Raw genomic sequence first — 24,154 nt, 5'->3', positions numbered from 1 at the left:
GCGAGCGATGGCGGGCCAGGTCTCTCTCTTCGGCATCCGGCATCACGGCCCCGGCTCTGCGCGGCGGCTGGTGGAAGCGCTCGACGCGCTGAAACCTGTGGCGGTGCTGATCGAAGGCCCGGCGGATGCATCCGAGCTGCTGCCGATGCTCGCCGATCCCGACCTGGTAACGCCGGTGGCCCTCCTCACCTATGCCGAGGACAATCCGGCGAATGCCAGCTTCTTTCCCTTTGCCGATTATTCGCCGGAATACCAGGCCGCACGCTGGGCGGTGCGTCACGGCGCGACCTTGCGCTTCATCGACCTGCCGGCATCGGACCGGCTGGGTGCCAGCGATGGCGATATCGCGGAGGAGATCGCAGCAAGGGCCGAGGCCGACCCGGTCAGCCACGATCCGATCGGCGCGCTCGCAACTGCCGCAGGCTATGACGATGGCGAATCCTGGTGGTCCGACGTCATCGAGGAGAATCCCGCAACGGGCCCGATCTTCACGGCCGTTGCCGATGCGATGACCGCGCTGCGTGCGGACGAAAAATCACTGTCGGCGCGCGAGGCCGCGCGCGAAGCCCATATGCGGATCGAGATCGCGAAGGCGGCCAAAGAATGCGACGGCGCCGTTGCGGTCGTCTGCGGCGCCTGGCACGTGCCGGCGCTCGCCGAGCGCCGCAGCCTTGCTGCGGATCGCGAATTGCTCAAGGGCCGGCCCAGGACCAAGATCAAGGCGACCTGGGCGCCATGGACCGCGCCGCGGCTGGCGCGCGCCAGCGGCTATGGCGCGGGCGTCGTGGCGCCGGGATGGTGCGCACATGTCTGGGACACGCGCGACCGCGATCGCGCTGCCGAGTGGCTTGCCAAGGTGACGCGCGCGCTGCGCGATCGCGGCCATTTCGTATCCACCGCCTCGGTGATCGAGGCGCAGCGGCTGGGGACGGCACTCGCGGCGCTGCGCGACCGGCCCGCGCCGGGCTTTGCAGAGCTGCGCGAGGCGGCGATCGCCTGCCTCTGCAACGGCGAGCGCGCCATGTGGGACGACATTTCGGCCGAACTCCTGATCGGCGCGGGCGTCGGTGCAATCCCAGCATCGACACCGCTCGCGCCGCTGCTCGAAGATCTCCAGCGTCAGCAGAAAGCGACGCGCCTCAAGCCGGAGGCGCTGGAGCGGGCGCTCACAATCGATCTGCGCAGCGAAAGCGGCTTGATGCGTTCCACGCTACTGCACCGGCTGAACGCGCTCGACGTGCCCTGGGGACGGTTGACGGATGTGGGGCGCAGCCGGGGTACGTTCCGCGAGAACTGGCAATTGCGCTGGGAGCCGGAATTCGCGGTCAGGCTGGTGGAAAATCTGCTCTACGGTTCGACCATCGCGGAAGCCGCGGGCGGGCGCCTGATGGAAGCGATGGGCAAGGAAGCCGAGCTTGGCCCGCTGGCGAGCCTGGTGCGCAATGCCATGATCGCCGACCTGGCGCGCGCCACCGAGTTCGGCATCGCCGCGCTGGAGACGAAGGCGGCGCTGACGAGCGACGGCCCGTCGCTCCTTGCCGCACTGCCCCCGATGGCCGATATCCTGCGCTATGGCGAGGCGCGCACCGGCACGGTCGAGCATCTGACGGCGCTGATGCCGCGTATCGTGGTGCAGGCGGCACTTGCCTTGCCCTATGCTGCGCGCAATCTCGATGAGCCGGCGGCAGCCAAGCTGCGCGGTGCGCTCCTTGCGGCCGACGCCGCGATCCAGCTCGCCCAGATCGAGGCCGACATCGTGGCCGGCTGGCGCGATGCGCTGCGGGCACTGATGAATGACGATCACGCGACCCGCCTGATCGCCGGCACCGCCGCGCGGCTGCTCTACGAAGCCGAACTGCTGACAGCCGATCATGCCGCGGACCTGCTGACCCGAATGCTCTCGCCCGGAACGCCGGTCGCGGAAGCGGCGGGATTCTTCGAAGGCTTCTTCGAGGGCGCCGGCCAACGGCTGATCCACGATGCGGCGCTACGGGGCGCGGTCGATGCCTGGTTGATGATGCTGGACGAGGAGGCCTTCACCGCCAGCCTGCCCTTGTTCCGCCGCGTCTTCTCGGCCCTGGACCGAACCGAGCGCCGGCGGCTGATGGACGCGCTCTTCGCGCGAAGCACTGGTGCCGCCAAAGGCTATCGGCTGATCGCCGGCGCAAACGAGATCTGGCCGGCGCATCAGGTCCGCGTACTCGAACTTGTCAAGGCGGGAGCGGCGCGATGAGCGAGGCCGATGAACGCAGCCGCCGCTGGACGCTCGCCCTCGGCGTCGACCCCGAAGGCGCCGAGAAAGGCCCTGCTCTGTCCGCCAGCGATCGCCGCATGTCCGAGGCGTTGACGGCGCTCTACGGCGACGGCGACGAAGCCCCGAAGAAAGGCCGCGGCGGGCTCGGCGGCTCGGCACCGCGCGTCGCAAAATGGCTCGGGGATATCAGGGAGTTCTTCCCCGCACCGGTGGTCCAGGTGATCCAAAAGGATGCCTTCGAGCGCAAGGGCCTGCGCCAGATGCTGGTCGAGCCCGAATTCCTCGCGACCGTCGAGGCCGATGTCAGCCTCATCGCCGATCTGGTCGCGCTGCGCGGCGTGATGCCTGAGAAGACCAAGGACACCGCCCGCACTGTGATCGCCAAGGTGGTGGCCGAGCTGATGGAGCGGCTGGAGCGGCGCACCGCGGATGCGGTCCGCGGCGCCCTCAACCGGTCGCTGCGCACCAACCGCCCGCGTTTTGCCGACATCGACTGGCCGCGCACCATCAAGGCCAATCTGCGCCACTATCAGGCGGAGCATCGCACGATCGTGCCCGAACGGCTGATCGGTTTCCTGCGCCAGCAGCGCCGCATCGTCGATCTCGACGAGGTGATCCTGTGTGTCGACCAATCGGGGTCGATGGCAACCTCCGTCGTCTATGCCTCGATCTTCGCGGCGGTGATGGCTTCGCTTCCGGTGGTCGCAACCAAGCTCGTCTGTTTCGACACGGCGATCGTCGACCTGACGGAGGAGCTCGCCGATCCCGTCGAGGTGCTGTTCGGCGTCCAGCTAGGCGGTGGCACCGACATCAACCGCGCCGTCGCCTATTGCGAGGAGCGCATCGAACGGCCGTCGAAAGCGCATCTGGTCCTGATCACCGACCTCTATGAGGGCGGCAATGCAAATGAGCTGGTCGACCGGCTGGCGCGGCTCGCAACGCGCGGAGTCAATGTGATCGTGCTGCTGGCACTGACCGACACAGGGCATCCCTCCTATGATCCTGCGTTGTCGGCAAAGGTCGCAAGTCTCGGCATCCCCGTCTTCGCCTGCACGCCGGATCAGTTTCCGGATCTGATGGCGACCGCGCTGAAGCGCGAGGACGTCGCCGCGTGGGCAGCCGATCAGGACATCAAGTTGATCCGCCCCCAAAGCTGAGCGTGATGCGGAAAGCGCGTCGCGGCTCGCCGAAGCGAAGCAAGCCTCGTTGCTCAGAAATCGACAGTAACTTCGCCGAAACCCACAAGGCCTGCACGGGCGCTGGTCCCCGCTTCTGCGAAGACCATGCCGGTGCACGAACCGGTCGTGACGATCTGGCCCGGCAAGAGAGGCAGACCCCGGTCCGCACAATGACGGACGAGCCAGCGCAGCAGACGCCAGACGTCTCCTGCCGGATTGCCGCCAGTGGTTCGAGGGCTGATGTCTTCACCGATCGAGAGATCCGCCTCGACGGCCCTCAGATCGATGGCAGCAGGGCTGACTGTCGAGGCTGCTCCGATCAGCAACGCGCCGTGGCTCTGCAAATCCGCGAGCTGGGCCAGGGCGGCACTGTTCGTCCAATCCTCGAGGCGCGTCTCGACGATCTCGATGGCGGGATAGACGGCGTCGAAGGCGCGTGCCAGCTCGCGATCGGGCAACGCGGCGTCGTCAGCCGCGAGCGCGCGCCCGACCCGGAGCGCAACCTCCACTTCGACACCCCGCAGGCGGAATTCAGGACCGAGCCGCGCGCCGGAGGCAAGCAGGCCGGATGCCGGCAGCGGCGCGCAGACGGGCTCGGCATCCGGGCCCGACGCCCCGACCTTCCAGCCGCCGAGCGGACCGAGCCGGGCAAGCGTGGCATCCTGGATGGCGTAGGCGACCGCACGATCCGAAGGGAGAATGGCGCGCCAGGCGACCGATCCGCCTTTGCTTCGGGCTGCGATCAACCGGTCCGCCGCTTCACTCGCGTTGCTCACGATGTCCTCCCGTAATGGGGCCCGGCCTCGGCAACGGGCGTGCCGCGGCGGGGACTCCCGATCTGTCCTGTCTCGATGTGCTAGTCATCGGCCTTGGTCGCACGCAGCAGATTGTCGCGCAATCTGCTCACCGTCTTCTGCACCACCGGAAAATCGTCGCCAAGACCTGTCGCCTCAATCAGCGCCCCGCCGAGATCCTGCTCGATCAGCTTGCGCCCCGCGGGCGTCAGGCTCAGGCGCACCTGCCGCTCGTCGGCAGGATCGCGGTGGCGCTTGATCAGCCCCATCTGCTCGAGCTTCTTCAGGATCGGAGTCAGTGTGTTGGATTCCAGGAACAGCTTCTCGCCCAGTGTGCTGACGGTCTGCTCATCCTCGTCCGACAGCGCCACCAGGGCGATGTACTGGGTATAGGTCAGGCCGACCTTGTCCAGCAGGGGCTTATAGGCCCGGCCGAAAGCGAGATTGGCCGAATAGATCGCAAAGCAGAGGAAATTCGACAATTTCCGGTCTTTGCCGGCTGATTTGGGGGAACGGGCCACGGGAACCTCCGCAATTCGTGATCTGCCGACCAATATAAATCGTATCCGATTAAATCGGAAGAGCTTGACCGATGGGTGCGGCGAGTATATTTCCATGCGCATCCGATTAGATCGGATACGACCAATAATTCAACCGAAGGATACGACCATGACCTCCGCTGCAAAGGTTCTCTTCACCGGCAAGACCCACGTCACCTCGGGCGCCGACGGCACCGCGCACTCCAGTGACGGATTCCTGAACGTCAAGCTGGCCCAGCCGCACCCGGCGGCCGAAAACCTGTTCGCCGCCGCCTGGTCGGCCTGCTATCTCGGCGCGCTCGGGCTCGCCGCTGCCCAGCGCAAGGTCAAGCTGCCGAGCGAGCCGTCGGTCGACACCGCGATCGACCTGAACAACGCCGGCGGCGCCTTCTTCCTCCGTGCCCGTCTCGACGTCAGCGTTCCCGGCGTCGATCGCGTGGTGGCGCAGGAGCTGATCGAAGCTGCACATGGCATCTGCCCCTACTCCAAGGCGGTGCACGGCAATATCGAGGTGACCACCACCCTCGTCTGAATCGCCACGCCGCGGACCGGCCGGCATCGGCCGGGCCCGCGCGGCGCGGACAATCTCGTGACCACAAGGATCCGACCATGAGCCATCGTCATCTGCGAACCCTCCGCGTGCTGTCGAGCGCGGTCCTGCTCGCGGGAAACCTGTTCACATTGCCGGCCGCGGCGGCGCAGGCCGGCGTCACGCGCACCGACCTCCAGCGCCACGATCTCAGCGCGCCCGGGCGCGAGGCTGTGCAGGTGCGCGTCGACCTTGCCCCGGGCGTGGCGTTCCGCCGGCACACCCATCCGGGCGAAGAGATCATCTACGTGCTGGCGGGTGCGATCGAATACGACGTCGAGGGCAAGCCACCGGTGACGCTGAAAGCCGGCGACGTGCTGTTCATCCCTGCCGGCACGGTGCCTGCGGCGAAGAACGTCGGCGGTGAGACCGCCAGCGAACTTGCCACCTATATCGTCGCCAAGGACAGGCCGCTGCTGACGCCGGCGAAGTGACGCCGGCGCTCCCCCGATTGACCTGCGCGTGATATCTGACTAAAGTCAGACATCATGCTCGACGCCGTCTCCCGCGTTCGCCGCTTCAACCGCGCCGTCACCTCGGCAGTCGGAGCACTCGATACGTCGTTTCTCGGGCGCGGTCGGCCGCTCGGCGCGGCGCGCGTGCTCAATGCGATCGGGCACGGGCGTTCGGACGTCGCCGAGATCCGGGACTATCTCGGGCTCGATTCCGGGCTGATGAGCCGGTTGCTCCGCAGCCTCGAGGACGAGGGACTGGTTGAGACCACCGCGCATGCGGACGATGCGCGCCGCCGCGTGGCGCGGCTGACGCGCACGGGCCGGCGCGAGTTCACAGCCTACGAAGCGCTCTCGAACGCGCAGGCCGAAGGCTTCCTCGCTCAGAATTCGCAATCCGAGGCCTTGCTCGCGGCGATGGACCTGATCGCATCCGCCTTGACGCGAGAGCGCGTTTCGCTGGACGAGATCGACCCTCAGTCCGAACAAGCTCGCTACTGTCTCGGCGCGTACTATGCCGAGCTCGGCCGCCGCTTCAAACAAGGCTTTGACGTCTCGCTGTCGCGCGATCCCGATGCCAAGGACATGCGCCGGCCGCGCGGCACCTTCATCGTCGCGATGTCGGACACGCTGCCGATCGGCTGCGTGGGCTTGAAGGGAACCGATGACGGCTACGCCGAGATCAAGCGGCTCTGGGTCGCCCCGGCCGCGCGCGGGCTGCGGCTCGGCCGGCGCCTGATGGACGCGACCGAGGCCGCAGCACGCGAACTCGGCATCACGCTGCTGCGGCTCGACACCAACAGCGCGCTGCCCGAGGCCGCCCAGCTCTACCGCACCAGCGGCTGGCGCGAGATTCCCCGCTTCAATGACGATCCCTACCCGGACCTGTTCTTCGAGAAGCGGCTCTGATGCCGGACCGGTTCGCGATCCTCGCGCGTTAGGTCGAAGTGGGAGCTTCGATATGACGAGAGACGACCTCGCCGACATCTACCGCGCCTACATCACCTGCCTGAATCGGCGGGATTGGCCGGCACTCGGACAATTCGTGCATGATGAGGTCGCTCACAACGCGCGGCCGCTTGGGCTTGAGGGCTATCGCGCGATGCTGGAGCAGGATGTTCGGCAGATACCCGACCTGCAGTTCCACATCGAGATGCTGATCTCAGATCCTCCCCGCATCGCCGTCCGATTGAAGTTTGACTGCACGCCGGCTGGACCGTTCCTTGGTCTTGCCGTCAACGGGCGGCGCGTGTCGTTCTGCGAAAACGTGTTCTACGAATTTCGCGACGGAAAGATCCGGCGGGTCTGGTCGGTCATCGACAAGGCCGCGATCGAGGCGCAGCTCTGACGCCGCGCCTCGATCGCGAATTCATGCCGCCGCCGGCGCCACCTCGCCTTGCGGCTTTGCGAACGGGCGGAACGTCATCGCCATCAGGAAGGCCCCTAGGCCCATCGCCCAGGAGGCGATGTAGAGCCAGGCATAGCTGGAGAAGGCATCGTAGATCAGGCCGCCGGCGAGGGGGCCGGTCGCCATGCCGAGGCTGCCGGCCATCGCCGTGCCGCCGATCACCGTGCCCATCATCTTGAGCGGGAAGTTCTCGCGGATGAGCACGGCGTAGAGCGGCATGGTGCCGGCATAGATGAAGCCGAAGATCGCGCCGACCGCATAGAACGTCGTGAGCTGTTGCGCGAAGACATAGGCGAGCGCACCGAAGGCCTGCAGCAGCAAGCCCGAGACCAGCACGCGCTTGGCGCCGAAGCGGTCGCCCATCAGGCCGAAGGCGATGCGCCCGCCGAGGCCGGCAAACCCCTCGATGCTGTAGATCGTCACCGCCGCGACCAGCGGGATGCCGCAGCTCACGGCATAGCTGACGGTGTGGATGATCGGGCCGGAATGCGTCGCGCAGCAGAAGAAGTTGGTGGCGAGCAGGATCAGGAATTGCGGCGAACGCAGCGCCTCACCTATCGACATCTCGTTTTGTCCGGCGGCGGCTTCGCCGACGGGCGCCGCCGGGCCTTGCGCGAGCGCCGGCGGACGGCGCACCAGGAACGAGACCGGGATCATGATGGCGCCGACCACGAGCGCAATGATCTGCATCGAGGTGCGCCAGTCGTGGCCGGAGACGAGCCAGGCCGCCAGCGGCGACATCGTCATCGGCGCCATGCCCATGCCGGCCGAGACCAGCGACACCGCAAGGCCGCGATTGGTATCGAACCAGCCGGTGACGGTCGCCATCATCGGCGCGAAGATCGCCGCGCAGGCGGCGCCGACCAACAGGCCGAACACGATCTGGAACACGATCAGCGAGGTGGCGAGGCTCGCCGCGAACAGGCTGAGCGCCAGCACGGTCGATCCGGTCAGCACCACCGGCAGCGGCCCGAACCGGTCCGTCAGCGTGCCCCAGGCCATGCTGGTGAAGGCCATCGCCAGAAAGCCGATCGTCATCGCGCTGGAGATGCCGGTCACCGACCAGCCGGTGTCCTTGGTGATCGGCTGCAGGAACACCGGCAGCGAAAACATGCCGCCGATCGCGACGCAGCCAAGCACGCCGCCGGCGGCGACGATCACCCAGCGATAGTTGGAAGAAGTCATTTCAGTCTCCCGTCAGGTCTGCCTCGCGTGGAAGACGAATGGGAACTGCGCCGGCCGACAGGCCGGCGTCGTTTTTGCCGCACGCTTTCGTGACCTGCCAACAAAACTCGAAAAACAACCCCATGCACAGTAGCCGGCGCCAGCGGGATCAATGGCTTACGAGAACGGCCATTTGCAAGGTCGAGGCGCGGGTTGACCCGTCGGGCAAAACACCGGCATAACGGCATCATCCCCCCATTCGAGAGCATCGCTGGGCCACGCATGCTGTGCGGTTCGATGCTCAGATCTCGCCAAGACCACGCACGAGATTGGGAGTCGACCACGTTGCCACGCCGATTCCTGCGAAGTCGCGGTCGGTGGTCCAAACATCGGCATCGACGCTCCACGCGAGCGCGAGCACGTGGGCATCGCGCACCGATCCATTGCGGCTCGGCACGGCATCGCGAAGGGTCTCCTCGCACCGGGCCATGACCGGCTCCAGCGACGCAACGGGAACGATCGTCAACAGCTCGGCGAGCTCGTCGAGCACATCGAGCAGTTCGGGGCGCTGCATGCCGAGCGCGATGCGCCGGCGTGCCTCCTGGACGACACGGTCCGTTGTCACGAAGACCACCTTCTCCGCGGCGGCCAAAAGCGCCCCGGAACTTCGACCGCGAACAGCGGCGACCAGAATGGCCGCATCGATGACGATTGTTGCCGACGGTGGTCTCACGTCTTCCGCTTGCGCGTCAGGGCTTTCACCGCAGCAATCGACCAATCGACCGGATCGACCTCGCCGAACTCGGCCAGCGCGGCATCGTCCGCCGCCGCGTCGCGCCCTTTGGCCAGCCGGTCCGCGCGCGCCAGCACGGCAGCCAAGCGCTCCGGATCGGTCGCCTTGAGCGGGATGAGCAGCCCGACCGTTCGCTCACCCGATTTCACCGCCGTCGGGCCGGGCAATGCACCAATGGCTTCACCGGAAATCTTCTGTAGATCGCGGATGCTGATATGGGCCATGATGCTGACTTACATACGCCCTTATGTAACACATCGCAAGATGTTCGCGAATGCGCCGACCTCGGTAACCGACGATTGGAGTCCCCTCATGCCAAAGATCGACGTCGCCAAAGTGCCGGCCCGCAAGGGCTCCGGCTATCCGGCGCCCTTCAGCGCGCCTTGCGCCGAGCGCATTCGCAAACGGCTCGGCGATGCCGGCGGCCTGTCGGATTTCGGCGTCAATCTGATGCGCCTGCCACCGGGCGGCTGGTCGAGCCAGCGGCATTGGCATTCGCACGAGGACGAGTTCGTCTACATTCTCGAAGGCGAAGTGACGCTGATCGAGGATGGCGGCGAAACCGTGCTGCGCGCCGGCGATTGCGCCGCCTTCCCCAAGGCCAGCGGCAACGGCCATCACATGATCAACCGCTCGGACGCCACCGCGGTCTACCTCGAGATCGGCTCGCGCTCGCCAGGCGACCTCATCACCTGCTCCGACATCGACATGATGAGCCCGGCATCCGACGGCCGCTTTCTGCACAAGGACGGCACGCCTTATCCGCAAGTGACATCGCGGCTCACAGGGCCGCGCTGCGGCGCCAGGTGCCGACCGTGAGCCACACGGCCGAGACCAGGAAGTAGATCGCGCCGACCGCGGCATAGCCCGCGACATTCGCAATCGACGGCACCGCGGGCATCGCGGCCTGAAATATGAAGAAGCCGCCCGCCAGGGCCGACTGGCCGCCGCTGAGCACCATGGCCCATTGCGCGCCGAAACGCTTCCAGCGCCGCAGGGCCGTGCCGAGCTGGAGCAATCCGGACAGGATGGCCCAGGCCCCGAAGATTCCGAGCACCCAGTTCATGCTGACCTGCAAGGCCAGGATGACCGCGATGGTCGTCGCGAGGCTGACCAGCACGTTGAGGCCCTGCGTGCGGTTCTGGTTCAGCCCGCCACTGTTTAGGGCGTCGAGATAATTGGCCGCGGCGTCCCACGCGGGATAAGCGACGAGCAACGCCGCCGAGATCGCCGCCGACGAGGGCGCGAGCGCGAAGGCCGCAACAACCCAGGCGGCGGAGAACGCGGCACGCATCAAATAGTACTGCTTCAGCCATTGCGCCGGATCGGCGCCCAAAGCCATCTCGCTGTTTCTCATAGCCTATCCCTTACCTACTAGTTGGTAGTTTTGGTGGAAGCGGAAAGGTTCGAACCGCCCTGGCCTGTGCCGATCACGTCAGTGCCTGGTGGAAAGCCGCTCCAGCAGCGGCCGGGTGATGGTCGCGAAGATTTTTGGATCGCCATAGGCCCGCGCGGACAGCATCGCGCCGTGAACGGTTGCCATGAATCCCTCCGCCTCGACCCGCGCCGTGCCGGAGAGATGGAGCCGGCCTTGCCGCTTGCCGCGCTCCATCACCGCAGCCAGCCAGGACGACAACGAGCGGAAATGCGCGCGGACTTCGAGCGCCACCTCCTCGGGCAGGATCGGAAGCTCGCTGGCAAGGAGCGCGCAGACGCAGAACGGAGCCGTCGCGTCCTTGATGCACGCCTCCCAATAGGCGACGTAGCTTTTGAGCTGCTCGGCGGGGTCGGCGACATTGCGTTCGAGCGCCGACAGTCCCGCCTGGGCCTCCTCGCGATAGCGCGACACGAGGGTGCGGACCAGGTCGACCTTGCTGGCGAAATGGTGGTGGATGCTCGGCTTGCGGATGCCGACGACATCGGCGATGTCGGCGTAACTGAAGCCGTTGTAGCCGCCGGCGATGATCAGCGTGCGGGCGCAGGCAAGAATGTCGTCGGCAGTCGAGGAAACGGTGCTCATGGCGCTTAACTACCTTCCAGTAGGTAGATGGTCAAGCAGACATGCTTCAATGATCCGTGAGCGAGTGGTAGGAGCCTGCATGACCATTCGCCCGATCGTGCGCTATCCCGACCGCCGGCTTGCGCTGCCGGCCCGCCACGTCACTGTGTTCGACGATGCCTTGCGCGAGCTCGCGCAGGATCTGCTCGACACGATGCGCGCCGCGCCCGGCATCGGCATCACTGCGCCGCATATCGGCGTGCCCCTGCGCGTCGTGGTGCTGGAGCTCGACGCGAAGGACGGCCCGCAGACCTACGTCAATCCGGAGATCACATGGGCCTCGTCCGAGATGATCATGCATCGCGAAGGCAGCGTCTCGATGCCAGGGGTCAACGACGAGGTGCAGCGCCATGCCCGGGTGCGGATCGGCTATTCTGATCTCGACGGCAACATGCACACCGAGGAATCGGATGGCTTGCGCGCGGTGTGCCATCAGCACGAGATCGACCAACTCGACGGCCTATTCTGGATCCAGCGATTGTCGCGGCTGAAGCGGGAGCGGCTGGTGAAAAAGTACGAGAAGATGGCGCGGAATTCGTAGGGTGGATTAGCGAAGCGTAATCCACCAATCTGAACATGACGCAACGAGGGAGATGGTGGATCACGCCGCCCGCCGCGCTCTGCGCAGCGGTCTGCTAATCCACCCTACGCGTTCTCTCTCCTCACGCCCTCTTCCCGCTCCGCTTGGTGATCGGCGCGTTGCGGCGTTCGCGCTTGCCGCGCGCGATCTCGGTTGCCAGCGCTTCCAGCTTCGGCTCCCAGAAATTCCTGAACTGGCCGACCCAGGCATCGACCGCTTGCAGCCCAGCCGCGTCGACCGAATAGAGCCGCCTTTGCGCCTCGGCCCGGACGCTCGCAAAGCCGCTCTCGCGCAGCACCTTGAGGTGCTGCGAGACCGCCGCCTGGGTGATGCCGAACTCGGCCCCGATGATTTCGACGACCTCGCCGGATGCCAACTCACCGGGCGCCAGCAGCTCGAGGATGCGGCGGCGCACGGGATCGGCGAGGACTTCGAAGGCGTGCATCAGCTTCCGGTGCCGGGATGAACGATGTCGGGCGGCATCTCGCCGCGGTAGAACGCGATGGTGCGGTCCGAGCGCTCTTTTGCCGTGGCAGGATCGACCCCACTTGCGACATGCGCCGCACGCCAATGCTCGCCGCTCGTCGTCATGAAGTCCTTGCCCTCGGGCGAGACCATCCAGGCCTCCGCCGTTTCATGATCGACCGATGCCCCGGTCGCAAGATAACGCTCCAGTCCCGCAAGCGCGAGGTCCCAACCGATACCGACCGCCCCCGGACCGAACTGATTCCAATGATCCTCGATGATCGCTGTGTGCTCAAGCGTCAAGCGCGCCTGGCTTCGCTCGGCTGTCAGGCTGACGTCGATCCAGCTCGTCGAGCCGCCGAATTCCCACGTCGCGGCGAAATGGGTCGGCGGCGTACAGGCCGTGATGGTGCCGCCCGCATTGCCTTTGACCTGATAGCGTCCGCCGAGCCGGAGGTCGCCCTCGACCGGCGCAAACCAGCGCGGGATCCGCTCCCTGCTGGTCACGGCGTCCCAGAGATCGTCGACGCCGGTGTCGTAGAGCCGCGTGAGGGTCACGACGCTCGCCGGTTTCCCATCCTTGGCGAAATTCCTCACCGAACGTGTGACGAGCCCGAGGACCCTGGCGACGTCGAATTCCATTGGCGCTTCTCCCTGTCGCTTTCGTGTGAGGTCATGAATATCGATCACCACTAATATAAGTCAATCCTTATATTCAGTGACGCTACTGCGTCAAACCGCCTCGCACGCCGACGCGAACCAAACACCTGTCCAGGCGTCTATCGGTGCCCTGTTCCCACCAAGCCCCGCCTAGAACGGAAGGAACTCATGAAAGTTCGCAAATTCGCCATCGCCGATGCTTCGCTCGAACGCTCGCCGGGACAGGACGGCGATATCTTCGCCGGCAATGTGATCGATCAGCGTCACGGCGGACCGATCACCATCGGCTTCGGCCGCTACGCGCCGAACCAGAGCCTGAACGAGACGCTTGCAGTCGACGACGTCATGCTCGTCCTGGAAGGAAAGCTCTCGGTCACCAGCGACAGCAGCACCGTCACCGCCGGTCCCGGCGAGATCGTCTACATGCCGAAGGGCGAGACGGTCACGATCCGCTCGAACGAGCAAGGCGCCCTCACCGCCTATGTCACCTATCCGCATTGGCAGGAGGCGCGCGAGTGAGGCGCGAGCCTCGCGATGCACTACCCGCCCGCCATCAGCGCCTTCGCCAGCTCGTAGGGCGGATTAGCCGAAGGCGTAATCCGCCATCTGGCAACACGGCGCGGCGAGAGATGGTGGATTACGCCGGCGGACTGCGCTTCGCGCAGCCGCAGGCTAATCCACCCTACCCGCCCGCCATCAGCGCCTTCGCCAGCGCCATGTAGGCCGGCAGCGTCACGGGATCGTTGGCGGCGTTGCCCGCCATCGGATGCGAGGCGTAGCGGGCGATCACCATCTCGGCCTTGGGATCGATGTAGATGCCCTGGCCGTGGACGCCGCGCGCCATGTAGGCGCCGTGTTCGTTGTGCGTCACCCACCATTGATTGCGGTAGGACGCGCCCGGCAGCGTGGTGTAGCCGGCCGGCTTGAATTTTTCGGGGTCGCCTCCGCGCGCGATGTCCTCGACCACGGACGACGGCACGATCTGGCGGCCGTTGAAGCGGCCGTGATTGCGCATGGTCTCGCCGAAGCGGGCGAGATCCCGCAGGCAGGTCGAGAGGCCGCCACCGCCACTCTCGGTGCCGATGCGATCGACGTGATAATACGCGTCCTCCTCCGCACCCATCGGCTGCCAGATCCGCTCGGAGAGAAGATCGGAGAGAGACATGCCGCTAACGCGCCGGCAGATCCACGCGAGCACGTCGGTGTTGACGGTCTTGTAGGCAAAGGCCTTGCCGTGCTCGCCCTGCTTCTTCTGCGCGATGAGGAAATCGAAGATGGTGGTCGGGCCGTCATAGCCCTGAGGGATCGGCGCCATGCCGTTGGCGCGCCGCAGGCCCCACACGTCCGAATTCTTGTCGGTATAGACCTCGGTGTAGAGCAGCCCCGTGGTCATATCCATGACCTCGCGCACGCGCGCATCGCCGAACGCGCTTGCCTTCAGCTCCGGCACATAGTCCGTCACCGGCGCCTGCGGATCGATCCTGTCCTCGGCGACCAGCATCCCTGCGAGCACGCCGGTGAACGACTTCGTCACCGACATCGCGATATGCGGCTTGTGCGGCTTCAACGCGCCGAAATAGCGCTCATAGATCAGCCTGCCCCGATGCAGCACCGCGATGCCGTCGGTGTAGGTCTCCTCCAGCATTTTTGCGAAGGTCATGGGCCGGCCGTCCATCGTGGTCGAGGCGACCGCGCCGATGTCGTGGTCCGCGCGCGGCAGAGGCGACGCCGGCCCTGCCCCGCGCCAGACGTTCACGGTGGGCACCAGCTGGCGGATGTTGCTCCAGGCCCAGCGCAGTTCGGGGAAGCTACGGAACGAGCCGTCATGGAAGGCGATGGTGCGGTCGGGCGAAGGCGGGAAGCCGCGCATCCAGCCGAGGGGCTCGGGGTCGGTGGTGGTGGCAGGCTGAGTGGCGGCGGGCGCAATCGACATCAAGCTTGGCTCCGGAAAGGTGATGCAGATGTCGTATCATGGACCACCACAGCGCACACCCGACGCAAGCGCGCATCACCTGCGCAACAATCAGGAGAGCGGCAATTTAGTGAAGGGGTCGAGTACGGGCACGCCGAGTGGCTCGAAATGCCTGACGTTGCGGGACAGGATCATCAGCGCGTGCTGGCGCGCCGTCGCAGCAATGATGATGTCGGCAAATCCAGGCGCATGCCCCAGCCCGCGAGCCCGATCCGACAGCTGCCCCGCGAGCCGCGCGGTCGGCATGTCGAACGGCAGGATACGATCGCCGTAGAGGTGCAGCACGGCGTCAAGCCATTGCGCCAAGTCCTTACTCTTGCGTGTAGCCTTTTCGCGCCGCAGCTTTGCTATTCCATCCTCGACTTCTGCAATCGTCACCACCGACAAATAGAGGATGCCGGATTGCGCATCCATCCATTCGACCAGCGCCGCAGGTACTGGCCGGTTCGGCGACACCGCAGATATAATGTTTGTGTCAACGAGGTACACGTCTCAAAAATCGGTCTTGCGCAGCTTAGATCGATTCCGGGCCGGCAAATCGCCCGCACTCGTGGGGGCCGCCATCAGGAGCCGCCCGAAGCTTGGGACCTTCGACAGCCGTTGCCACTCCTCGTAGCCCAAGACCACTGCCTGCTTCTTGCCGTGACGCGTGATCACCGCAGGCTTGCCGTCGACCGCCTCATCGACGACTGCGGACAGGTTGGCCTTCGCATCACGAAGCTGAATTTCGCGCATGGGACACCTATATGACTACAGTAGTCATATAGGTAAACTGCCCGATTTTCAAGACGGCTTGGCCGTACCCGCCTCAGAGTGCTTTCCAGCCCGGCGCCCGCTTCGTTGCCTCAGTGAACGATCCCTGACGAAGCGGAGATATTAAACAAGTAGATCGTAGGAGGGGTGGAGAGAAGCGATACCCATCAAGTTCGTTTTGCAAACGCGATGGGTTTCGCTGCGCTCTACCCATCCTACCAACTGCGCTTTAATAGAAGTCGCCCTCGACGCGCAAGGCTAGTCAATGTCTCAGATAAGCGACACCCTACTCCCACTCAATCGTCCCAGGCGGCTTGCTCGTCACGTCGTACACCACCCGGTTCACGCCCTTCACCTCGTTGATGATGCGCGTGGCGGTCTCGCCCAAGAACTTCATGTCGAATTGGTAGAAGTCCGCGGTCATGCCGTCGGTGGAGGTGACGGCGCGCAGGCCAACCACATAGTCATACGTGCGGCCGTCGCCCATGACGCCGACGGTCTTCACCGGGAGCAGCACGGCGAAAGCCTGCCAGATTTCGTCGTAGAGGCCGTGCTTGCGGATCTGGTCGATGTAGACCGCGTCAGCCTTGCGCAGGATGTCGAGCTTGTCCTTGGTGATCTCGCCGGGGCAGCGGATGGCAAGGCCCGGGCCCGGGAACGGGTGGCGGCCGACGAAGATTTCGGGCAGGCCGAGCTCACGGCCGAGCTTGCGCACCTCGTCCTTGAACAGCTCGCGCAGGGGCTCGACGAGCTTCATGTTCATGCGCTCGGGCAGACCGCCGACATTGTGGTGCGACTTGATCGTCACCGAGGGGCCGCCGGTGAAGGAGACGCTCTCGATCACATCGGGGTAGAGCGTGCCTTGCGCCAGGAAGTCGGCGCCGCCGATCTTCTTGGCTTCAGCTTCAAACACCTCGATGAAGAGGCGGCCGATGGTCTTGCGCTTGGTTTCGGGGTCGGTGACGCCTTCGAGCTCGCCGAGGAATTGCTTGGAGGCATCCACGTGCACGAGCGGGATGTTGTAGTGGTGGCGGAACAGGTCGACGACCTGCTCGGCCTCGTTGAGGCGCATCAATCCGTGATCGACGAAGACGCAGGTGAGCTGGTCGCCGATGGCTTCGTGGATCAGCACTGCCGCCACGGCCGAATCGACGCCGCCGGAGAGGCCGCAGATCACCCTGCCCTTGCCGACCTGCGCGCGGATTTTTGCGATCTCCTCCTCGCGGAAGGCGCGCATGGTCCAGTCGCCGGTGAGGCCGGCGATCTTGCGCACGAAGTTGCGGATGAGCTTTGCGCCGTCGGGCGTGTGCACCACTTCTGGGTGGAACATCAGGCCGTAATATTTGCGTTTCTCGTCCTGGATGATCGCGAACGGCGCGTTCGGCGAGGTGCCGGCGACGGAGAAGCCCGGCGGCATCTTGGTGATGCGGTCGCCATGGCTCATCCACACCTGGTTCTTGCTGCCTGACGACCAGACGTCCGCGAACAGCTGGCTGTCGGCCTTGACCTCGACATCGGCGCGGCCGAACTCGCGGTGATGGCCGCCCTCGACCTCACCGCCGAGCTGGGCCGCCATGGTCATCTGGCCGTAGCAGATGCCCATCACCGGCACGCCGGAGGCGAAGATCAGCTGGGGCGCGCGGGGCGAGCCGGCTTCATGCACCGACTCGGGGCCGCCGGAGAGGATCACCGCTTTCGGCTTCATCTCCTCGAAGGCCCCTTCGGCCTTGTTGAACGGGACGATCTCGCAATAGACGCCGTCCTCGCGCACGCGACGCGCGATCAGCTGCGTCACCTGGCTGCCGAAGTCGACGATGAGAATCTTGTCGTGCGCCGAGGCCACCGAGGGCGTCGACGCGGAGCGGTCGTTCTGTGCTGCTGTCATGGCCAGCCAATACGCTGGCGGCGCGCGGGCCGCAACCGCGGCAGCAGTGCGCCCACATGCTTCTTTGGGCATGGACAAAGGGGTATAGGTAAGTATTATTGACCTATTGTGCCCCGTTTCAGAAAGGGGCCGATCAGGGAGAATGCCATGTCACAGCACCATCAGCCGTCAACACTTGCCGCGCTCGGCCGGACCTGGGTCGAGGCCTGGAATGCGCGCGATCTCGACCGCGTGCTCATGCTCTACGACGAGGCAGCCGTGATGACCTCGGACCGCATTCCGATGCTGGGGTTCGACCCCAGCGGCACGGTGCGCGGCAAGGATGCCCTTCGCGCCTATTGGGGCAAGGCGCTGCCCCTGCTGCCCAACCTGCATTTCTCGCTGATCGATCTGTTCGTCAGCCCGGACAGCCTCGTGGTGTTCTACGAGAACGAGCGGGGCAAGAAAATCTGCGAATATCTGCGGGTGAATGAGGCGGGGCTGATCGTGCAGGGCTCGGCGAACCATTTGGCGCATTGACTATCCCCGTCATTGCGAGGAGCCCGCGACAAAATTGCAAAGCAATTTTGCGCTGGTGCGACGAAGCAATCGAGACTGCCGGCGCGGATGCATCACTGGATTGCTTCGCTGCGCTCGCAATGACGGAGACTGCGGCACGCCTGTGCGCTAACACTGCGCCCGCCGGCTCCAAGACAGGATTCCCCATGAAACTCCCCGCCTCCCCCTTCACCGTCACCGACTGGAGCAAGGTCGAGCCGACCACGCATCCCGGCGAACGCGGAGAGGCCAAGTGGCGCACGCTCAACATCGGCGATCTCCGGGTTCGGATGGTGGAGTACTCGCCGGGCTATCTGGCCGATCATTGGTGCGATCGCGGCCACGTGCTCTACGTGCTGAAGGGCGAGCTCGATAGCGAGCTGCGCGACGGGCGCAAATTCAAGCTCACCACGGGCATGAGCTACCAGGTGTCGGATTTCGGCGACGCCGCGCACCGGTCCTCGACGGCTGTGGGGGCGACGCTTTTCATCGTCGACTGAGACGCGAGCGCGTGGTTAATTTGCACCGCAAAATAGCAAAGTGGCGCGAGGTTTCGGGCCGCGGGTGGTGCCTTGAAGTGGCCCCAAATTCTCGCTATATTGTGATCATCGATACTTGGCCGAACGACTGGGCCGCTTCGCTTCGTTGCTGACGGGCGCGCACGCTTCAGATGAATTCTCCAAACATCGACTCATCAGGGACCATGGGCGCAACGCTGCGTACCGGTCTGCGTGCGTACTCAACCTAACTAACTAAAGGAAATTCCCATGGCTATGGGCACCGTGAAGTGGTTCAACACCCAAAAGGGTTATGGTTTCATCCAGCCGGATGACGGCCAGAAGGACGTGTTCGTTCACATCAGCGCCGTCGAGCGTGCTGGCCTCTCCTCCCTCAACGAGGGTCAGAAGGTCTCGTTCGACATCGTCGCCGACCGCCGCAGCGGCAAGTCGTCGGCTGACAATCTCCGCGTCGGCTAACGCCGGCGCAGCGTTCTGACCACGGACGTACCGGCAGAACGTTGGAACTCGAAAGCCCCGCGACCGGGTTCGGTCTGCGGGGCTTTTGTTTGCCCCGGTCATTCCGGGGCTCGCGAAGCGAGAGCCCGGAATCCATTGAGCCGCAGACCCTGCCGCCCGATGGATTCCGGGCTCGCCCTGCGGGCGCCCCGGAATGACGGGGAGAGAAATCAGCCCGATTTCTTCAGCACCGAAACGAAAAACCCATCCGTCCCGGTGCGCCGCGGCGTCATCAGCCAGCCCTCGGCGGACTGCAGCGCGGCCTCGCCAAAAGCGTCCGCCTGGTTCCAGAGCACGCTCGCGGTCTGCTCGGGCGGGACGACCGTGAACTCGGAATGGCGGCCGACGAAAGCCCTCACCTGATCGCCGTTCTCGTCCGCCAGCACCGAGCAGGTGATGTAGGCGATGCGGCCGCCCGGCTTGACCAGCGGAACCGCACGCTCCAGCACCTCGGCCTGGTCGCGCAGGCGGATCTCGAGCGCGCCGGGGCGCATCCGCCATTTGGCATCGGGGTTGCGGCGCCAAGTGCCAGTTCCCGTGCAGGGCGCGTCGATCACGACGAGGTCGGCGGAGCCGCGGATGTCGGCAAGCGGATCGGCCTCGCCCTTGGGCGTGCGGACATCGGCATTGTGGACGCCGGCGCGCGACAGCCGCTCATGGATCGGGGCGAGCTGGCGCTTGTCGCGGTCGGTCGCGATCAGCCGGCCCTTGCCCTGCATCAGGGCGGCGAGCGCCAGCGTCTTGCCGCCGGCGCCGGCGCAGAGATCGATCACCTGCTCGCCGGGTTTTGCCGCGGCGAGCTGGGCCGCAAGCTGCGATCCCTCATCCTGCACTTCAATGGCGCCCTTGATGAAATCCTCTTCCGCCTGGATGCCGGGGTTGCGCGCATCGGCGGAAAGCTCGATGCGCAGGCCGGTTGCGGACCAGGGCGTCGGTTTTGCATGAAGATGAGAAAGCCCCTTCAGCACCTTGTCGCGATTGGATTTTAACGTGTTGACGCGCAAGTCCAGCGGCGCCCGGCTCGCCATCGCCGCGGCTTCCGCCGGGCGGGTCTCGCCGAACACTTTGGCAAGGTACGGGTCGAGCCATTCCGGGTAGTCGCCGGCGATCGCGGCAGGTGCGTCCGCGAGGGACCGCGAGGCGAGTGCGGCCTGCTCGGCCTCGGTCAGCGGCGCCGGCGCAAAGCGGCTGCCGTCGAACAAGGCGCCCATGGTTGCCATGTCCATGTTGCGCTCGAGGCGGAGCATGCCGATCAGCCGGGCCCGCGCGGTATCGGAATCCATCAGCCAGGCGCTCGAGGCGTAGCGGCGCAGCACGTCCCAGACGAGGCCGGCGATGGCGGCGCGGTCGCCCGAGCCGGCGAAGCGGTGCGCGGTACCCCACTCCTTCAGCGCCTTCGCCGCGGGCACGCGGTCCCTCTCGATGGTGTCGATGACTTCGATGGCTGCGGACAGCCGGGCAGCGGGGGTCATTTCAAATCTTTCAGATGGGATCCGGCGCGTCAGGCTCAGATCAGCAACAAGAGCTTCAGCGCGAAGTAGATCCACATCGCGAGCAACACCAGCACGCCGGCGAGCCAGACCGTGGAGCGGCGGCCGAGATCGTTGGAGGAGACGAACACGCCGGCATGGGCAAAGCGCGTCACCACGAACACCCAGGACATCAGCACGATGAAGAGGTCGGCCCGGCGCAAGGGCAATGCCAGCGCGATCAGGACGTAGAACAGCACCGGCAGCTCGAACTGGTTGCGGTAGCAATTGGCGATTTGTGTGGCGCCCTTCGGCCAGTTCGGCTCGCCCAGGGCAATGTCGCGGATCTTGGTCTCGCCGGCGACCAGGGTCTTGCGGCGCGCCAGGACCATGCCGATCAGCAGCGCGAAGGTGAGAGCGACCTGCACGAAGACCGGCAGCAAGACCATTTGAACGGACATCGGAACTTTCCCGTAAGGCGGAACGCCTCAGACGTCATTAGCCGCGGCTTCTCACGCTGACAATCAGCGAGTTGAACCGGCGTTCCCGCTTCTGCGACCAACCACAGATTGTTAGAGCGATTTCGGGCCCGTGGACCCCCAGGCGAGATAGCGCCATGAATTCCTTATCCAGCTTCTTCACCGAATCCGCCGATGGCCAGCTCGGCATCCTGATGTCGGCCCTATCAGGGATCGCGGCAGCCCTCGCGGTCGCACTGGCCATGACGGTCTACTTCCGCCTGAGTTATCGGACCTGGCGCGACGTCGCCCGCCATGGGCTGGCTGCCTTGGCCGCGGTCGCCCTGTTCGCCTTCGCCGCCTACGACATGCGCCACGCTGCGCTTGCCTATCTCGGCCTCAATCCCTCCAAGCCTGCCGTCGAGTTCGAGATCCGCATGCCCCGGGAGATGCTGACGGCGGTGAGCGACAGCCAGATCGAGCTGCACACCGATCGCAATCAGACGCTGGCGCTGGTCGACGGCGTGCGCGATCTCGCGGACGGCCGGGCGGTGCTGCGCGGCGCAGTGGTGCTCAACCACCGCACGGCCGATCGCGTTCTGGTCGTGAACTTGTCCGGCAAGGGCATCTTCGAGTTCCGCCTCCGCCTGCCGGCCGAGCCGCATCGTTCCGTCGAGTTCGGCCCCTGGCACCTCGCCGACCGCATCGCCTCCCCGCTCGCCGGCGCGGTCGCCCCGCAGGACGGCTACACCATCCGCTACCGCGTGCTTTAAACTTTGTTCGGTGCGATCCATGCCCGGCCCGTCATCGTTCCGACGCGCGGCGACCGGTAGGATGATCGCATGTCCGAATTTCGTCTCACGCAGATTTCCGACACTCATCTCGGCCGGCGTTTCCCCGGCCTGATCGCCAACTTCCATCGCATCAGCGAGCACATCGACGCCGGCAGGCCGGATCTCGTCGTCAACACCGGCGACGTCTCGTTCGACGGGCCGACCAGCCGCGACGACGTCGAATTCGCCAAAGGCCTGCACGACGCGCTGCCCGTCACCTGCCGCTATCTCCCCGGCAATCACGACATCGGCGACAATCCGACCGCGATCGGGCCGGCGCCGAAGCCGCCGGTCAGCGAGACGCAGCGCCGGCAGTTCTGCGACATCATCGGCGAAGACCATTGGTCGTTCGAAGCCGCGGGCTGGCGCTTCATCGGCCTCAATTCGCTGGTGATGAATTCGGGCCTCGCCTTCGAGGCCGAGCAGTTCGACTGGCTGTCTCAGGAAATCTCGCGCACGAACGGCAGGCCGGTCGCGCTGTTCCTGCACAAGCCGCTGTTTCTCAACCTGCCCGACGATGCCGAGACGCCGGAGACGTCGATCCGCTACGTGCCGCAGCCAGCGCGGGCGCGGCTGATCGAGTTGTTCGGCAATGTCGACCTGCGTCTTGTCGCCAGCGGCCACGTGCACCAGCGCCGCGACTTCACCTTTCGCCATACACGCCACGTCTGGGCGCCTTCAGCGGGTTTCGTCATCAACGATCAGCGCCAGGACCGGATCGCGATCAAGGAAGTCGGCCTCGTCGAATACCGCTTCCAGCCCGACAGTCTGGAGGTCCGTCACGTTAGGGCCGCCGGCCAGGTCGATGTCGACATCGAGGAGCTGCTCATCCAGATGGGCGGCGAGCATTAGCCTACTCCAGGGGCAGCGTACCTTACCTTGATACCTCATTGCACCGAATTTGGCCTCAGATTGGCTAAAATCCGCTAATGACAACGTTGTCATATAGCCGTATCGTTTCCTGGCAGCGGTCGAGGGCCGCTGAGGGAGCGATGATGCAGTTCTTGTCCCGGTGGGAGAACCAACGCCTTTCGGCGACCGTGCGGGGCATTCCCATGGTCGATGGCGTTGCCACTGCGGACATCGGCAACCAGCGCTGGTCGCCTGCACACGGCGATCTCGCCCTGCCCGTCCTCACCCTGGATGAAGCCGCCTTCGCGGCCAACCGCGATCTCTTCCTGAAATGGTGCGCGAGTTCAGGCGTTGCCGTCGCGCCCCACGCCAAGACGCCGATGTCGCCGGAGCTCGCCCGCTCGCTGCGCGCCGCCGGCGCCTGGGGCACGACGGTTGCCAACGTCCAGCAGGCCGCCGTGCTGCTCGCGAGCGGCGAGCGACGCCTGCTGCTGGCCAACGAGATCGGCGGGCTTGCCGCCGGCCGCCGCCTTGGCACGCTGCTCGGCGCCTATCCCGACGTCGAATTTCACGCTTTTGCGGATTCACCGGCTGCGGTGGCAGCTCTCGCCGAGGCCGCGCGGATCGCGGGACGCAGTGAATTATCGGTGCTGGTCGAACTCGGCGCCGGCCGCACCGGCGCGCGCGACCGCGCCGCGGTCGAGGCAACGATCGCAGCCGTGCTCGCCGCCGACCGGCTCGTGCTCGGCGGCGTCGCCACTTACGAAGGCGCCGCTGCAACGTCCGATACCGACGAGACGATGCGCGCCATCGCGGTGCTGCTGGAGCTCACCATCGAGACATTTGCGTTGGTGCGCGCGGCCGCCCCGAAGCGGCCGTTGATCCTGAGTGCCGGCGGCTCGGCCTATTTCGATGTCGTCGCGCGGACGCTTGCGCCCGCGGCTCAGGCCGACGGCAACGCCAGTGTGATCCTGCGCTCGGGCGCACTGTTCTTCGCCGATCACGGCATCTATGCGCGCGCCTTCGCGGAAGTCGACCGGCGCGGCGGCCTCCTCATCGAAGGCCTGCACCACTCGGCCGTGGAGAGCTTTCGGCCCACGCTGACGCTCTGGGCCGAGGTGCTGTCGCGGCCCGAAGACGGACTTGCGATCGCCGGCTTCGGCATGCGCGACGCCTCCTTCGACCAGGGACTGCCCGTGCCGTTGCGCGTGTTCCGGGACGGAGTCGAGCAGCAAGGCCTTGCCGCGGCGCTCGCGGTAACCCGCCTCAACGACCAGCACGCGTTCCTCTCGGTCGCATCCGAAGCTGCGCTTGCGGTCGGCGACATCATCGCCTTCGGCATCTCGCATCCCTGCACCTGCCTCGACCGCTGGCGGGTGATCTTCGGCCTCGATGCCGACGGCGTCGTGGCGCGCGCCCTCCCCACCCAGTTCGGCTGAGAGCG

At 65.7% G+C, this 24,154-nt stretch carries 30 protein-coding genes; 15 read left to right on the top strand and 15 right to left on the bottom strand.

Translation table 11 applies throughout. From position 1 onward, the window contains the following. The first annotated feature begins 7 nt into the window (after positions 1–7). The gene (locus tag N2602_RS17325) at positions 8–2,233 is read left to right on the top strand and encodes a DUF5682 family protein (protein WP_260383377.1); all 2,226 of its coding nucleotides are present in this window, start codon (positions 8–10) and stop codon (positions 2,231–2,233) included. Further along, on the top strand, positions 2,230–3,411 hold the full coding sequence (locus N2602_RS17320) for a VWA domain-containing protein (RefSeq protein WP_260383376.1): 1,182 nt from the start codon (positions 2,230–2,232) through the stop codon (positions 3,409–3,411). The genes N2602_RS17325 and N2602_RS17320 overlap by 4 nt, the downstream gene beginning before the upstream one ends. A gap of 53 nt (positions 3,412–3,464) precedes the next feature. Here the strand turns inward: N2602_RS17320 and N2602_RS17315 are convergent, their stop codons facing one another. Further along, positions 3,465–4,208 carry a 2-keto-4-pentenoate hydratase gene (locus N2602_RS17315; protein WP_260383375.1) on the bottom strand — a complete coding sequence of 248 codons (744 nt, stop codon included), beginning with the start codon at positions 4,206–4,208 and terminating at the stop codon, positions 3,465–3,467. An 80-nt stretch (positions 4,209–4,288) separates the two neighbouring features. Continuing rightward, complete coding sequence (locus N2602_RS17310; protein ID WP_212257500.1) at positions 4,289–4,747, bottom strand: MarR family winged helix-turn-helix transcriptional regulator; 459 nt, start codon at positions 4,745–4,747, stop codon at positions 4,289–4,291. A gap of 148 nt (positions 4,748–4,895) precedes the next feature. On the opposite strand from N2602_RS17310, the gene N2602_RS17305 reads away from it, so the two are divergent. The 4 genes from N2602_RS17305 (at position 4,896) to N2602_RS17290 (ending at position 7,154) form a co-directional block, all read left to right on the top strand. Next, positions 4,896–5,297, top strand: a complete 402-nt coding sequence (locus N2602_RS17305) for an Ohr family peroxiredoxin (protein ID WP_260383374.1) — start codon at positions 4,896–4,898, stop codon at positions 5,295–5,297. 77 nt (positions 5,298–5,374) lie between these two features. Continuing rightward, entirely contained in the window at positions 5,375–5,788 is a 414-nt protein-coding gene (locus N2602_RS17300; RefSeq protein ID WP_260383373.1) for a cupin domain-containing protein, read from the top strand. 54 nt (positions 5,789–5,842) lie between these two features. Continuing rightward, positions 5,843–6,715 (top strand): bifunctional helix-turn-helix transcriptional regulator/GNAT family N-acetyltransferase, encoded by an 873-nt coding sequence (locus N2602_RS17295; protein WP_260383372.1) that lies wholly within the window; start codon positions 5,843–5,845, stop codon positions 6,713–6,715. A gap of 52 nt (positions 6,716–6,767) precedes the next feature. Beyond that, the gene (locus N2602_RS17290) at positions 6,768–7,154 is read left to right on the top strand and encodes an ester cyclase (protein WP_260383371.1); all 387 of its coding nucleotides are present in this window, start codon (positions 6,768–6,770) and stop codon (positions 7,152–7,154) included. A 21-nt stretch (positions 7,155–7,175) separates the two neighbouring features. Here the strand turns inward: N2602_RS17290 and N2602_RS17285 are convergent, their stop codons facing one another. From N2602_RS17285 to N2602_RS17275, 3 genes are all read right to left on the bottom strand, one after another. Next, positions 7,176–8,399 (bottom strand): MFS transporter, encoded by a 1,224-nt coding sequence (locus tag N2602_RS17285; protein ID WP_260383370.1) that lies wholly within the window; start codon positions 8,397–8,399, stop codon positions 7,176–7,178. 280 nt (positions 8,400–8,679) lie between these two features. Next, entirely contained in the window at positions 8,680–9,111 is a 432-nt protein-coding gene (locus N2602_RS17280; RefSeq protein ID WP_260383670.1) for a PIN domain-containing protein, read from the bottom strand. Beyond that, positions 9,108–9,395 carry a hypothetical protein gene (locus tag N2602_RS17275; RefSeq protein WP_260383369.1) on the bottom strand — a complete coding sequence of 96 codons (288 nt, stop codon included), beginning with the start codon at positions 9,393–9,395 and terminating at the stop codon, positions 9,108–9,110. The genes N2602_RS17280 and N2602_RS17275 overlap by 4 nt, the downstream gene beginning before the upstream one ends. Positions 9,396–9,483: 88 nt before the next feature. On the opposite strand from N2602_RS17275, the gene N2602_RS17270 reads away from it, so the two are divergent. After that, on the top strand, positions 9,484–9,990 hold the full coding sequence (locus tag N2602_RS17270; RefSeq protein WP_260383368.1) for a cupin domain-containing protein: 507 nt from the start codon (positions 9,484–9,486) through the stop codon (positions 9,988–9,990). Here the strand turns inward: N2602_RS17270 and N2602_RS17265 are convergent. Continuing rightward, entirely contained in the window at positions 9,953–10,528 is a 576-nt protein-coding gene (locus N2602_RS17265; RefSeq protein WP_260383367.1) for a DUF308 domain-containing protein, read from the bottom strand. The two genes, N2602_RS17270 and N2602_RS17265, sit on opposite strands and share 38 nt — an antisense overlap. A 78-nt stretch (positions 10,529–10,606) precedes the next feature. Beyond that, positions 10,607–11,191 (bottom strand): TetR/AcrR family transcriptional regulator, encoded by a 585-nt coding sequence (locus N2602_RS17260; RefSeq protein WP_260383366.1) that lies wholly within the window; start codon positions 11,189–11,191, stop codon positions 10,607–10,609. A 79-nt stretch (positions 11,192–11,270) separates the two neighbouring features. On the opposite strand from N2602_RS17260, the gene N2602_RS17255 reads away from it, so the two are divergent. Next, on the top strand, positions 11,271–11,771 hold the full coding sequence (locus tag N2602_RS17255) for a peptide deformylase (protein ID WP_260383365.1): 501 nt from the start codon (positions 11,271–11,273) through the stop codon (positions 11,769–11,771). Positions 11,772–11,892: 121 nt separating this feature from the next. On the opposite strand, the gene N2602_RS17250 is transcribed toward N2602_RS17255, so the two are convergent. Both N2602_RS17250 and N2602_RS17245 read right to left on the bottom strand, forming a co-directional pair. Further along, positions 11,893–12,255 (bottom strand): helix-turn-helix transcriptional regulator, encoded by a 363-nt coding sequence (locus N2602_RS17250; RefSeq protein ID WP_260383364.1) that lies wholly within the window; start codon positions 12,253–12,255, stop codon positions 11,893–11,895. After that, positions 12,255–12,917: an SRPBCC family protein gene (locus tag N2602_RS17245; protein ID WP_260383363.1), complete on the bottom strand. Its 663-nt coding sequence runs from the start codon at positions 12,915–12,917 to the stop codon at positions 12,255–12,257. Before N2602_RS17245 ends, N2602_RS17250 begins: the two co-directional genes overlap by 1 nt. 186 nt (positions 12,918–13,103) lie before the next feature. On the opposite strand from N2602_RS17245, the gene N2602_RS17240 reads away from it, so the two are divergent. Next, entirely contained in the window at positions 13,104–13,454 is a 351-nt protein-coding gene (locus tag N2602_RS17240; RefSeq protein WP_260383362.1) for a cupin domain-containing protein, read from the top strand. A 163-nt stretch (positions 13,455–13,617) separates the two neighbouring features. On the opposite strand, the gene N2602_RS17235 is transcribed toward N2602_RS17240, so the two are convergent. From N2602_RS17235 to guaA, 4 genes are all read right to left on the bottom strand, one after another. Beyond that, the gene (locus N2602_RS17235; protein WP_260383361.1) at positions 13,618–14,868 is read right to left on the bottom strand and encodes a serine hydrolase; all 1,251 of its coding nucleotides are present in this window, start codon (positions 14,866–14,868) and stop codon (positions 13,618–13,620) included. A gap of 90 nt (positions 14,869–14,958) precedes the next feature. Beyond that, positions 14,959–15,396 (bottom strand): type II toxin-antitoxin system VapC family toxin, encoded by a 438-nt coding sequence (locus tag N2602_RS17230; protein ID WP_172786383.1) that lies wholly within the window; start codon positions 15,394–15,396, stop codon positions 14,959–14,961. A 3-nt stretch (positions 15,397–15,399) separates the two neighbouring features. Beyond that, positions 15,400–15,642 carry a type II toxin-antitoxin system Phd/YefM family antitoxin gene (locus N2602_RS17225; RefSeq protein ID WP_172786382.1) on the bottom strand — a complete coding sequence of 81 codons (243 nt, stop codon included), beginning with the start codon at positions 15,640–15,642 and terminating at the stop codon, positions 15,400–15,402. Positions 15,643–15,946: 304 nt separating this feature from the next. Then, the gene (gene guaA, locus N2602_RS17220) at positions 15,947–17,545 is read right to left on the bottom strand and encodes a glutamine-hydrolyzing GMP synthase (protein WP_260383360.1); all 1,599 of its coding nucleotides are present in this window, start codon (positions 17,543–17,545) and stop codon (positions 15,947–15,949) included. A gap of 147 nt (positions 17,546–17,692) precedes the next feature. On the opposite strand from guaA, the gene N2602_RS17215 reads away from it, so the two are divergent. From N2602_RS17215 to N2602_RS17205, 3 genes are all read left to right on the top strand, one after another. Then, positions 17,693–18,064: a nuclear transport factor 2 family protein gene (locus N2602_RS17215; RefSeq protein WP_260383359.1), complete on the top strand. Its 372-nt coding sequence runs from the start codon at positions 17,693–17,695 to the stop codon at positions 18,062–18,064. Between the two features lie 185 nt (positions 18,065–18,249). Further along, entirely contained in the window at positions 18,250–18,582 is a 333-nt protein-coding gene (locus tag N2602_RS17210; RefSeq protein WP_260383358.1) for a DHCW motif cupin fold protein, read from the top strand. A gap of 267 nt (positions 18,583–18,849) precedes the next feature. Then, the gene (locus N2602_RS17205; protein WP_008141931.1) at positions 18,850–19,059 is read left to right on the top strand and encodes a cold-shock protein; all 210 of its coding nucleotides are present in this window, start codon (positions 18,850–18,852) and stop codon (positions 19,057–19,059) included. 209 nt (positions 19,060–19,268) lie between these two features. Here the strand turns inward: N2602_RS17205 and N2602_RS17200 are convergent, their stop codons facing one another. Together N2602_RS17200 and N2602_RS17195 are read right to left on the bottom strand one after the other, a co-directional pair. Continuing rightward, entirely contained in the window at positions 19,269–20,570 is a 1,302-nt protein-coding gene (locus N2602_RS17200) for an RsmB/NOP family class I SAM-dependent RNA methyltransferase (RefSeq protein WP_260383357.1), read from the bottom strand. Positions 20,571–20,605: 35 nt separating this feature from the next. Next, positions 20,606–21,028 (bottom strand): MAPEG family protein, encoded by a 423-nt coding sequence (locus N2602_RS17195; protein ID WP_260383356.1) that lies wholly within the window; start codon positions 21,026–21,028, stop codon positions 20,606–20,608. A 155-nt stretch (positions 21,029–21,183) separates the two neighbouring features. On the opposite strand from N2602_RS17195, the gene N2602_RS17190 reads away from it, so the two are divergent. The 3 genes from N2602_RS17190 to N2602_RS17180 all read left to right on the top strand — a co-directional run bounded on the left by N2602_RS17190 (position 21,184) and on the right by N2602_RS17180 (position 24,149). Then, complete coding sequence (locus N2602_RS17190; RefSeq protein WP_260383355.1) at positions 21,184–21,798, top strand: acriflavin resistance protein; 615 nt, start codon at positions 21,184–21,186, stop codon at positions 21,796–21,798. 69 nt (positions 21,799–21,867) lie between these two features. Next, complete coding sequence (locus tag N2602_RS17185; protein WP_172786373.1) at positions 21,868–22,710, top strand: metallophosphoesterase; 843 nt, start codon at positions 21,868–21,870, stop codon at positions 22,708–22,710. Between the two features lie 143 nt (positions 22,711–22,853). Then, positions 22,854–24,149, top strand: a complete 1,296-nt coding sequence (locus N2602_RS17180; RefSeq protein ID WP_260383354.1) for an alanine racemase — start codon at positions 22,854–22,856, stop codon at positions 24,147–24,149. Positions 24,150–24,154: the final 5 nt, after the last annotated feature.

The sequence above is a fragment of the Bradyrhizobium sp. NC92 genome, from assembly GCF_025200865.1.
GTDB lineage: Bacteria > Pseudomonadota > Alphaproteobacteria > Rhizobiales > Xanthobacteraceae > Bradyrhizobium.
This window is presented reverse-complemented; position numbering and strand designations above follow the sequence as displayed.